Origin of the sequence: Kitasatospora sp. NPDC097691 (genome assembly GCF_040302665.1) — a bacterium.
In the GTDB taxonomy this organism is placed as follows: Bacteria; Actinomycetota; Actinomycetes; order Streptomycetales; family Streptomycetaceae; genus Kitasatospora.
In genome coordinates this window covers 60,718-71,223 of sequence record NZ_JBEORY010000043.1, presented here as the reverse complement: position 1 = coordinate 71,223, position 10,506 = coordinate 60,718, and the positions used below count along the sequence as shown (strand labels likewise).

Sequence of the window (10,506 nt, the reverse complement as noted above, 5' to 3'; positions counted from 1 at the left end):
CTGCAGGGGGGACCCTGTGGGAGAGTAGGACGCCGCCGAACAATCATTGTGAAGAACCCCCATCCGGATTCCGGATGGGGGTTCTTCGCGTTTCCCGGACGTTTTCCGGAGCGTCCTCGCGGATCGTTCTCCGGAAGCCGGCCAGCCCCCGTCGACAGTCCCCTGAGTGACCCCCGCCGAGTGGCTGGTCCACCGTCAATATGTCGCTAAAACCGCCTGATCGGTGGACTGATCAGCGGAAAATCGCTGCTCACGCCGTAGTCTCGAAGGGAGGGGGAACAGGTGTCCGGGGGTGGCTCCCGGGCATGGCCGGATCAAGAATGGTGCTCATGGGACGAGGCAGGCTGCGCATCTACCTCGGGGCGGCCCCCGGGGTCGGCAAGACGTACGCCATGCTCGCCGAGGCGCACCGGCGGCACGAACGTGGCACGGACGTCGTGGTGGCGTTCGTCGAGGACCACGGCCGTCGGCGTACCGCCGACATGGTTGCCGGGCTGGAAGTCGTGCTGCGGCAGCAGGTGGTGCACCGCGGCGCGCGGTTCTCCGAGATGGACCTGGAAGCCGTCCTCGCCCGCCGCCCGCAGGTGGCGCTGGTGGACGAGCTGGCCCACACCAACGTGCCCGGCTGCCGCAACGAGAAGCGCTGGCAGGACGTCGAGGAGCTGCTGGCGGCCGGGATCGACGTGATCTCCACCGTCAACGTGCAGCACCTGGAGTCGCTGGGCGATGCCGTCGCCGGCATCACCGGCGTGCGTCAGCGCGAGACCGTCCCGGACGAGGTGGTCCGACGGGCCGATCAGATCGAGCTCGTGGACATGTCCCCGCAGGCGTTGCGGCGACGGCTGGCGCACGGGAACGTGTACGCGCCGGAGAAGATCGACGCGGCGCTCGCCAACTACTTCCGCCCGGGCAACCTGACCGCGCTGCGCGAGCTTGCGCTGCTGTGGACCGCGGACCGGGTGGACGAGTACCTGCAGAAGTACCGGGCCGAGCAGGGCATCGAAGGCACCTGGCAGGCCCGGGAGCGGATCGTGGTGGGCCTGACCGGCGGGCCCGAGGGGGCGACGCTGATCCGCCGGGCGGCCCGGATCGCGGCCCGGGTCTCCGGCGGTGAGCTGCTCGCCGTGCACATATCCCGCTCGGACGGCCTGGTCGGTGCCGGCTCGCCGCAGACGCTGATCGAGCAGCGGGCGCTGGTGGAGAGCCTCGGCGGCTCGTTCCACGCCGTCCTGGGCGACGACCCGGCCGGCGGGCTGCTGGACTTCGCCCGGGGCGTGAACGCCACCCAGATCGTGCTGGGCACCAGCCGCAGGCCCGGCTGGCAGTACCTGTACGGGCCGGGCGTCGGCACCACGGTGACCCGGGAGGCCGGGGACATCGACGTCCACATGGTCACCCATGAGCACGCCGGGCACGGGCGCGGCCGGATTCCCGTCCGCCGGACCACCGACCTGGGCCGGACCCGGACCGTCGCCGGCTGGCTGATCGGCCTGGCCGGTCCGCCGCTGTTGGCGATCGTGCTGACGGCGATCGGCGGGCTGGGGCTCTCCACCGACATGCTGCTGTTCCTGTCGCTGACGGTGTGCGCGGCGCTGGTCGGCGGGCTCCTGCCGGCGGTCGGCTCGGCGCTGGTCGGTTCCTCGGTGCTGAACTACTACTTCACGCCGCCACTGCACACCTTCACGATCAACGAGCCGCAGAACATCATGGCGGTGGCGATATTCACCATCGTCGGCATATCGGTGGCGTCCGTGGTGGACCTGGCGGCCCGGCGGACGCACCAGGCGGCCCGCAGCCAGACCGAGGCGCAGACGCTCAGCGCGTTGGCGGGCACGGTGCTGCGGGGCGCGCCGAACGGGGACGGGGTGCTGACCGCGCTGATGGAGCAGGTCCGGGAGACCTTCGGGCAGGAGAGCGCCGCGCTGCTGGAGCGCCCGGATCCGCTCGGTCCGTGGGTGCCGGTGGCCACAGCCGGGCTGCGGCCGCCGGAGCGGCCGGAGGAGGCCGACGTGGACGTCCCGGTCGGCGACAGCCTGGCGCTGGTGCTGCGCGGCCGGGTGCTGCCCGGGGCGGACCGGCGGCTGCTCGGGGCCTTCGCCGCGCAGGCCGCGGTGGTGCTGGAGCGCCGCCGACTGGCCCGGGAGGCAGCCGCGGCCCGGCGGGAGGCCGAGGGCAACCGGATCCGGACCGCCCTGCTGGCCGCCGTCTCGCACGACCTGCGCACCCCGCTGGCGGGGATCAAGGCCTCCGTGACCTCGCTGCAATCGGCGGACGTCGACTGGGACCCGGAGGACGAGGCCGAGCTGCTCGCCGGGATCGAGGCCGGGGCCGACCGGCTGGACCACCTGATCAACAACCTGCTCGACATGAGCCGGCTGCAGACCGGGACGGTCACCCCGCTGATCCAGGAGACCGACCTGGACGAGGTGGTGCCGTTCGCGCTCGGCGGGGTGCCGCCGGAGTCCGTCCGGCTGGACGTCCCGGAGACGCTGCCGATGATCCGGGCCGACGGCGGGCTGTTGGAGCGCTCGCTGGCCAACCTGGTGGAGAACGCCGTCAAGTACAGCCCGGACGGCGTCAAGGTACTGGTCAAGGCCGATGCGCTGGAGCAACCGGGGATGCCGGGCCGGGTCGAGCTGCGGATCGTCGACCGCGGGCCGGGAGTGCCCGAGGAGGCCAAGGAGAGGATCTTCGCGCCGTTCCAGCGTTACGGGGACGCGCCGCGCGGTGCCGGCGTGGGCCTCGGGCTCGCGGTGGCGCGCGGTTTCGTCGAGGCGATGGACGGTAGCGTCACCGCCGAGGACACCCCCGGCGGCGGCCTCACCATGGTCGTCAGCCTGCCGGCCGTCGAACGGCCACCGGAGCCGGAGGAGCCGGGTGAGCCGCACGGCGACGGGAGCGGTCCGCTCTCGGAGCTGATCACATGAGAGCCGGCGGGCCGCCCTCGGCCCTCCGCCCGTCGATCCCGTGCCGTACGCAGTACCGCACGCCGGCCCTGCAGCCCTCAAGTCCGACACCCCTCAAGTCCCGCAGCCCTCAAGTCCGACAGCCCTGAAAGGCGGAGCCCGTAAATGACCCGGGTCCTCGTGGTGGACGACGAACCGCAGATCGTCCGCGCGCTGGTGATCAACCTCAAGGCCCGCAAGTACGAGGTGGACGCGGCCCACGACGGCGCGAGCGCCCTGGAGCTGGCCGCGGCCCGCCATCCGGACGTCGTCGTCCTCGACCTGGGCCTGCCCGACATGGACGGGGTCGAGGTGATCCGGGGCCTGCGCGGCTGGACCCGGGTGCCGATCATCGTGCTGTCGGCCCGGCACGCCTCGGACGAGAAGGTCGAGGCCCTGGATGCCGGCGCCGACGACTACGTCACCAAGCCGTTCGGCATGGACGAGCTGCTCGCCCGGATGCGGGCCGCGGTGCGGCGGGCCGAGCCGGTGGCCGGGGAGGCGGACTCGCTGGTCGTCACCGAGACCTTCACCGTCGACCTCGCCGCCAAGAAGGTCAACCGGGACGGCGCCGACGTGCGCCTCACCCCGACCGAGTGGCACCTGCTGGAGGTCCTCGTCCGCAACGCCGGGCGACTGGTCAGCCAGACCCAGCTGCTCCAGGAGGTGTGGGGCCCCGCCTACCGCACCGAGACCAACTACCTGCGGGTCTACCTCGCCCAGCTGCGTCGGAAGCTGGAGCGCGACCCCTCGCACCCGCGTCACTTCATCACCGAGCCGGGAATGGGATACCGGTTCGAGAGCTGACCGCCGTTGCCCCCGGCGGCTGAACGACCTGCCGCCGGGGGCCCGGAAACCGGTACCCTTCCGACATGAGTGGTGACAACAGCAGCGGCCAGCCGCAGGGGCGGTTCCGCCGCATGCTCAGTCGGCTGACCTCCTCGACCGAGGAGCTGGAGGCCGAGGACCTGCGTCAGGAGAGCGCCGCGGAGTCGGGGTGCACGCCGATCGCCGGCTGCGCGGACCGCGCGCTGGTCACCGTCGCGGGCACGCTGCGCACGGTGACGCTGCGCCCGCGGGCCGGGGTGCCGGCCCTGGAGGCCGAACTCTTCGACGGCACCGAGGCCTTGGACGTGGTCTGGCTCGGCCGCCGCTCGATCGCGGGCATAGAGCCCGGCCGCAGGCTGGTCGCCAGCGGCCGGATCGGCCACGCGCGCGGGCGCCGCGTGCTGTTCAACCCCCGATATGAGCTGCGTCCGGTCGGACACGGGAGCGAATGAGCGTGAGCAACCAGCCCGGCGGCGAGGCCGCCCAGCTCGACCTGTCCCACGACGCGGCGGCCCGGGATGCCGCCCGCCAGGCCGAGGAGGCCGCGGAGGCCGCCCGCCAGGCGGCCTCCAAAGAGGCCGCCGACACCGTACTGAAGGCCTTCGGCGGCGTGCGCGGCATGATCGACATGACGTTGCCCGGCCTGGTCTTCATCGTCACGTACAACCTCACCCACCAGGTCAGCACCTCGGCGTGGGCCGCGCTCGGCCTGAGCGCGCTGTTCGTGGTGGCCCGGCTGGCGAAGCGGGAGACCATCCAGCACGCCTTCAGCGGGGTGTTCGGCGTCGCGCTCGGCGCCTGGATCTCGATGAAGAGCGGCCGGGCCGAGGACTTCTACCTGCCCGGTCTGCTCTGGAACGTCGGCTACTGCATCGCCCTGGCGGCCTCCGCGCTGGCGCGCTGGCCGATGATCGGTGTGATGCTCGGCCCGATCACCGGCGAGATGTTCACGTGGCGCAAGGAGAACCCGGGCCGGCTCGCCGCCTACACCAGGGCGACCTGGGCCTGGGTGGTGATCATGGGCCTCAAGCCGGTGATCCTCTTCCCGCTGTACTTCACCCACAACGTCAACCTGCTGGGCTGGCTGAAGGTCGCCCTCGGCATTCCGCCGATGCTGCTGGCGATGTACGTCACCTGGCAGATCCTGTTGAAGGCGCCGCCGCCGATCAAGGCGCAGCTGGACGACGAGGAGGAGGAGTCGGCGAAGTAGCCGCCTCCCCGCACGGCCGAGGGCCCGCACCCAGCAGGGTGCGGGCCCTCGGCCGTGGTTCCGTCGTCACTGCGCGCCGGTGGTGGCCGACAGCAGCTCCTCCAGCTCCTCCTCGCGCTCCTGCGCGGCGACGAAGAGCAGCTCGTCGCCGCCCTCCAGGGTGTCGTCCTTGCCCGGCACCAGCACCCGGCCCTCGCGGATGATGGTCACCAGCGCGGTGTCCGGCGGCCAGGCCACGTCGCCGACCCGGGTGCCGACCAGCTCGGTGTCGGAGGCCAGGGTCAGCTCGACCAGGTTGGCGTTGCCCTGGCTGAAGCGCATCAGGCGGACCAGGTCGCCGACGCTGACGGCCTCCTCGACCAGGGCGGACATCAGGCGCGGCGTGGACACGGCCACGTCCACGCCCCAGGACTCGTTGAAGAGCCACTCGTTCTTGGGGTTGTTCACCCGGGCGACGACCCGCGGCACCGCGTACTCGGTCTTGGCGAGCAGCGAGACGACCAGGTTGACCTTGTCGTCGCCGGTCGCGGCGATCACCACGTGGCAGCGCTGCAGGGCGGCCTCGTCCAGCGAGGTGATCTCGCAGGCGTCGGCCAGCAGCCACTCCGCCATCGGCACCCGCTCCACCGAGATGGAGTTCGGGTTCTTGTCTATCAGCAGGACCTCGTGGCCGTTCTCCAGCAGCTCGCCCGCGATCGAGCGGCCCACGGCACCGGCACCGGCAATGGCGACCCGCATCAGTGACCCTCCTCCTTCGGTCCCTGCGCGAACGCGGCCTCGACGGCCGTCAGGTCGGCCCGGCGCAGCATCACGTGCACCAGGTCGCCCTCCTGCACCACCATCTGCGGCGTGGGCAGGATGCCCTCGCCGAGTCGGGTGACGAACGCCACCCGGGTGCCGGAGGCCTCCTCCAGCTCACCGAACCGGTGGCCGATCCAGCGCGGGTCGTACGCGACCTCGGCCAGCTGCACGCCGCCGCTCGGGTCCTGCCACAGGGGCTCGGCGCCGCTCGGGAGCAGCCGGCGCAGCATCTGGTCGGCGGTCCAGCGGACCGTCGCCACGGTCGGGATGCCCAGGCGCTGGTACACCTCGGCGCGGCGGGGGTCGTAGATCCGGGCGGCGACGTTCTCGACGCCGAAGTTCTCCCGGGCCACCCGAGCGGCGATGATGTTGGAGTTGTCGCCGCTGGAGACCGCGGCGAACGCGCCCGCCTCCTCGATGCCGGCCTCGCGCAGAGTGTCCTGGTCGAAGCCGACACCGGTGACCCGGCGCCCGTTGAACCCGGCACCCAGCCGGCGGAAGGCGGTCGGGTCCTGGTCGACCACGGCCACCGAGTGGCCCTGTTTCTCCAGCGCTCTCGCGAGGGCCGAGCCCACGCGGCCGCAGCCCATGATGACGATGTGCACCGGCGCTACCTCACCCGTTCCGTCGGGGTACTGACCTGCGCAAACACCGTTCATCTCCCTTTCCCGCCCGGTCGTCCGGGACGAGCGTTCTCGTGGGGCGCCGGCCCCGGCAACACCTGACAACCCGAGTGTTGCCCACCGACTCGTATCCGACACGCTAGCCGGTCCGTAGAACGCAGTCGCGACGAAGGGGGGGACAAACGGCGGAGCCTTGACCGGGAAGCCCCTACGATTCCTTAACGTGCCTATGCCGAAAGACCTCCCGAAACGCCTCTTGATCGGGCGCGCGCTGCGCAGCGACAAGCTTGGCGAAACGCTTCTCCCCAAGCGGATCGCGTTGCCCGTCTTCGCCTCGGACGCGCTCTCCTCGGTCGCGTACGCCCCCGAGGAGATCCTGCTCACCCTCTCCGTCGCGGGCGTCTCGGCGATCCACTTCTCCTGGCAGATCGGCGTCGTCGTGGCGATCGTGATGCTCGCCGTGGTCGCCTCGTACCGGCAGAACGTGCACGCCTACCCCAGTGGTGGCGGTGACTACGAGGTCGCGACCGTCAACCACGGACCGGCTGCCGGTCTCGTCGTCGCCAGCGCGTTGATGGTCGACTACGTGCTCACCGTGGCCGTGTCCACCACCTCGGGCGTCGCCAACGTCGTCTCTGCCGTTCCCGCGCTGCGTGGCCATGAACTGACGCTGTCGGTGATCGTGGTCATCCTGCTGATGGGGATGAACCTGCGCGGTGTGCGCGAATCCGGAACCGCCTTCGCCATTCCCACCTACGCCTTCATGATCGGCGTCATAGGCATGGTCGGCTTCGGGTTCTTCCGGCACTTCGTGCTGGGCCAGGACATGCCCGCCGAGAGCGCCGGCTTCACCCTCACACCGACACCGGGCAACGAGTCGGTGGCCGGATTCGCGTTGGTGTTCCTGCTGCTGAAGTCGTTCTCCTCCGGCTGTGCCGCGCTCACCGGTGTGGAGGCGATCTCCAACGGCGTGCCGGCCTTCCGCAAGCCCAAGAGCAAGAACGCCGCGACCACGCTGCTGATGATGGCGAGCGTCGCCGTGGTGATGTTCATGGGCATCATCTGGCTGGCTCGCCTGACCGGCGTCCAGATGGCCGAGAACCCGGCGGAGCAGCTCGGCGGCGCCTCGTCCGGCTACCACCAGAAGACCGCGCTCGCCCAGATCAGCGAGGCCGTGTTCAGCAACTTCACGCCCGGCTTCTACTTCGTCGCCGCCGTGACCGGCCTGATCCTGGTGCTGGCCGCCAACACCGCCTTCAACGGCTTCCCGGTGCTCGGCTCGATCCTGGCCCAGGACCGCTACCTGCCCCGCCAGCTGCACACCCGCGGTGACCGGCTGGCCTTCTCCAACGGCATCATCCTGCTGGCGATCGCGGCGATCCTGTTCATCTTCGCGTTCGACGCCGACCCGAACCGGCTGATCCAGCTCTACATCGTCGGTGTGTTCGTCTCGTTCAACATGAGCCAGTCCGGCATGATCCGGCACTGGACGCGGCTGCTGCGCACCGAGACCGACCCGGCCGAGCGTCGGCGCATGCAGCGCAGCCGGGCGATCAACACGTTCGGCCTGGTGATGACCATGGCCGTGCTGATCGTCGTCCTGGTCACCAAGATCGGCCACGCCTGGATCGCGATCGCGGCGATGGTCGTGCTGTTCGTGATGATGAAGGGCATCCGGCGCCACTACGACCGGGTCTCCGAGGAGCTCACCGCAGCGGAGGAGCCCGACGACGTGGTGCTGCCCACCCGGGTGCACGCCATCGTGCTGGTCTCCAAGCTGCACAAGCCGGCGCTGCGGGCCCTCGCGTACGCCCAGCTGGCCCGCGCCCACACCCTGGAGGCCGTCACCGTCAACGTGGACCCGGCGGACACGGCGGCGCTGCGGCAGGAGTGGGACGAGCGCGGCATCGACGTTCCGCTCAAGGTGCTGGACTCGCCGTTCCGCGAGATCACCGGGCCGGTCCTGGACTACGTGAAGAACCTGCGGCGCAGCAGCCCGCGCGACGTGGTCGCGGTCTACATCCCCGAGTACGTGGTCGGCCACTGGTACGAGCACCTGCTGCACAACCAGAGCGCGCTGCGGCTCAAGGGTCGGCTGCTGTTCAAGCCCGGTGTGATGGTCACCTCGGTGCCCTGGCAGCTGGAATCCTCGGAGCGGCGCAAGCCGCAGAAGGCCTGGTCGGCGCCGGGTGCCGTCCGGCGTGGCGAGCCTCGGGCGCCGAAGGCCGTAAAGTCGAAGGATTCCGTCTTCACCGGTGCGAGTACCGGTGGCACCTCCGAGCGCAGCAAGGACTCCTCCCAGTGACCCGCAACAATCCGCCCCGCTCCTCGGGCTCCTCCGGCAAGGGCTCCCGCCGGGGCGGCTCCCAGCCCGGGCAGGTCGCCCGGCCGCGCTGGGGCCGGCCGTCCCGTCCGGAGGCCACCGACCGTGACGGCCTGACCGCCCGCACCGCTCCGATCGTTCCGGGGGAGCAGGTGCCGTCGGAGGACCGGAAGCCGGGCCGTGACACCGCCGGCAAGGGCGCGGGGAAGGGCGCTGCCGACAAGGGTGCTGCCGGCAAGGGCGCCGGCAAGGGCGCCGGTAAGGGCTCGGCCGGCAAGGGCACCGGGAAGGGCGCCGCCGCCGGTGCGGCCGGTGCCGCTCGGAAGGCGCCGCGCAAGCAGGCGGTGCGGCCGCCGAAGGCGCTGCGCACCGCCGCCGCGCGGACGCCGCGGCCGGAGGCGCCGTCCGGGGAGCCGCTGGCCGGGCAGCGGTACGAGGTCGAGGTCGGCCCGGTCGCGCACGGCGGTGGCCACTGCGTGGCCCGGCACGAGGGGCGGGTGCTGTTCGTGCGGCACGCGCTGCCCGGGGAGAAGGTCGTCGCCCTGGTGACCGAGGGGACCACCACCTCGCGGTTCCTGCGGGCCGACGCGGTGGAGGTCCTGGAGCCCGCCAAGGAGCGGATCGAGGCGCCGTGCCCGTTCGCCGGGCCCGGCAAGTGCGGCGGCTGCGACTGGCAGCACGTCACCCCGGGCGGGCAGCGCAAGCTCAAGGCGTCGGTGCTGACCGAGCAGCTGGCCAAGCTGGCCGGGCTCACCCCGGCCGAGGCGGGCTGGGACGGCAGCGTCGAGCCGGTCGGCGGCAAGCTCGCGGCCGGGCAGGTGCCGGCCTGGCGCACCCGGGTCCAGTACACGGTGGACGCGGAGACCGGGAAGGTCGGCCTGCGCAAGCACCGCTCGCACGAGGTGCAGCCGGTGGACCGCTGCCTGATCGCCGCCGAGGGCGTCACGGAGCTGGGCATCGAGGCCCGCGACTGGCCGGGCGTGGCGAGCGTCGAGGTGATCGCCGCGACCGGTTCCTCGGACCGCCAGGTGGTGCTGACCCCGCGCGACGGCGCGCAGCTCCCGCTGGTCGAGCTGGACAAGCCGGTGTCGATCGCCCGGGTGGACGACCAGGGCGACGTGCACAAGGTGCACGGGCGCGGCTTCGTGCGCGAGCGGGCGGCCGGGCGGACCTGGCGGGTCAGCAACGGCGGCTTCTGGCAGATCCACCCGGAGGCGCCGGACACCCTGGTCGACGCGGTGCTGGACGGCCTCGACCCGCAGTGGGGCGAGAGCGCGCTCGACCTGTACTGCGGCGTCGGCCTGTTCGCGGGCGCGCTGGCCGACCGGGTCGGCGAGGAGGGCGCGGTGCTCGGCATCGAGTCCGCCAAGCAGGCCGTGGTCGACGCCCGGCACAACCTGGCCGCGCTGGACAACGTGCGGATCGAGTGCGACCGGGTGGAGACGCTGCTGCCGCGCACCGGCATCACCGCCACCGACCTGATCGTCCTGGACCCGCCGCGCTCGGGTGCCGGGCGGGAGACCGTCGCGCACCTGGTCGGCCTGGAGGCGCGCCGGATCGCGTACGTGGCCTGCGACCCGGCGGCGCTCGCCCGGGACCTGAAGTTCTTCCGCGAGGGCGGCTACCGGCTGGTGTCGCTGCGGGCCTTCGACCTGTTCCCGATGACGCACCACTTCGAGTGCGTGGCGATCCTGGAGCCGGCCGGGGAGTGACCCGGTCGGCCGGTGGCCGGTCGGACTCAGGAGGCGGTGCCCGCTCGGCGGGTGCCGCCTCCTC

At 71.9% G+C, this 10,506-nt stretch carries 8 protein-coding genes; 6 read left to right on the top strand and 2 right to left on the bottom strand.

The window, feature by feature from the left end; translation table 11 throughout:
- The first annotated feature begins 329 nt into the window (after window positions 1-329).
- The 4 genes from ABTY56_RS26280 to ABTY56_RS26265 all read left to right on the top strand — a co-directional run bounded on the left by ABTY56_RS26280 (window position 330) and on the right by ABTY56_RS26265 (window position 4,983).
- Entirely contained in the window at window positions 330-2,927 is a 2,598-nt protein-coding gene (locus ABTY56_RS26280) for an ATP-binding protein (RefSeq protein WP_350631633.1), read from the top strand.
- 144 nt (window positions 2,928-3,071) lie between these two features.
- A complete protein-coding gene (locus tag ABTY56_RS26275) occupies window positions 3,072-3,752 on the top strand; it encodes a response regulator (RefSeq protein ID WP_030256434.1) in 681 nt (226 codons plus the stop codon).
- Window positions 3,753-3,817: 65 nt separating this feature from the next.
- On the top strand, window positions 3,818-4,225 hold the full coding sequence (locus ABTY56_RS26270) for an OB-fold nucleic acid binding domain-containing protein (RefSeq protein ID WP_350526050.1): 408 nt from the start codon (window positions 3,818-3,820) through the stop codon (window positions 4,223-4,225).
- 2 nt (window positions 4,226-4,227) lie between these two features.
- Window positions 4,228-4,983: a DUF3159 domain-containing protein gene (locus tag ABTY56_RS26265; protein WP_350631632.1), complete on the top strand. Its 756-nt coding sequence runs from the start codon at window positions 4,228-4,230 to the stop codon at window positions 4,981-4,983.
- 66 nt (window positions 4,984-5,049) lie between these two features.
- On the opposite strand, the gene ABTY56_RS26260 is transcribed toward ABTY56_RS26265, so the two are convergent.
- Both ABTY56_RS26260 and ABTY56_RS26255 read right to left on the bottom strand, forming a co-directional pair.
- Window positions 5,050-5,721 carry a potassium channel family protein gene (locus ABTY56_RS26260; RefSeq protein WP_350526052.1) on the bottom strand — a complete coding sequence of 224 codons (672 nt, stop codon included), beginning with the start codon at window positions 5,719-5,721 and terminating at the stop codon, window positions 5,050-5,052.
- Complete coding sequence (locus ABTY56_RS26255; protein ID WP_350631631.1) at window positions 5,721-6,389, bottom strand: potassium channel family protein; 669 nt, start codon at window positions 6,387-6,389, stop codon at window positions 5,721-5,723. The genes ABTY56_RS26260 and ABTY56_RS26255 overlap by 1 nt, the downstream gene beginning before the upstream one ends.
- A gap of 247 nt (window positions 6,390-6,636) precedes the next feature.
- Between ABTY56_RS26255 and ABTY56_RS26250 the strand changes: the two genes are divergently transcribed.
- Window positions 6,637-8,712, top strand: a complete 2,076-nt coding sequence (locus ABTY56_RS26250) for an APC family permease (protein ID WP_350631637.1) — start codon at window positions 6,637-6,639, stop codon at window positions 8,710-8,712.
- A 434-nt stretch (window positions 8,713-9,146) separates the two neighbouring features.
- Entirely contained in the window at window positions 9,147-10,442 is a 1,296-nt protein-coding gene (locus ABTY56_RS26245) for a class I SAM-dependent RNA methyltransferase (protein ID WP_502893188.1), read from the top strand.
- Window positions 10,443-10,506: the final 64 nt, after the last annotated feature.

What these genes read in the sequence shown, in the direction of transcription:
- ABTY56_RS26270 (WP_350526050.1), top strand. Translation starts at nt 3,818, where the DNA reads ATGAGTGGTGACAACAGCAGCGGCCAGCCGCAGGGGCGGTTCCGCCGC.
- ABTY56_RS26250 (WP_350631637.1), top strand. Translation starts at nt 6,637, where the DNA reads ATGCCGAAAGACCTCCCGAAACGCCTCTTGATCGGGCGCGCGCTGCGC.
- ABTY56_RS26275 (WP_030256434.1), top strand. Translation starts at nt 3,072, where the DNA reads ATGACCCGGGTCCTCGTGGTGGACGACGAACCGCAGATCGTCCGCGCG.
- ABTY56_RS26280 (WP_350631633.1), top strand. Translation starts at nt 330, where the DNA reads ATGGGACGAGGCAGGCTGCGCATCTACCTCGGGGCGGCCCCCGGGGTC.
- ABTY56_RS26260 (WP_350526052.1), bottom strand. Translation starts at nt 5,721, where the DNA reads ATGCGGGTCGCCATTGCCGGTGCCGGTGCCGTGGGCCGCTCGATCGCG.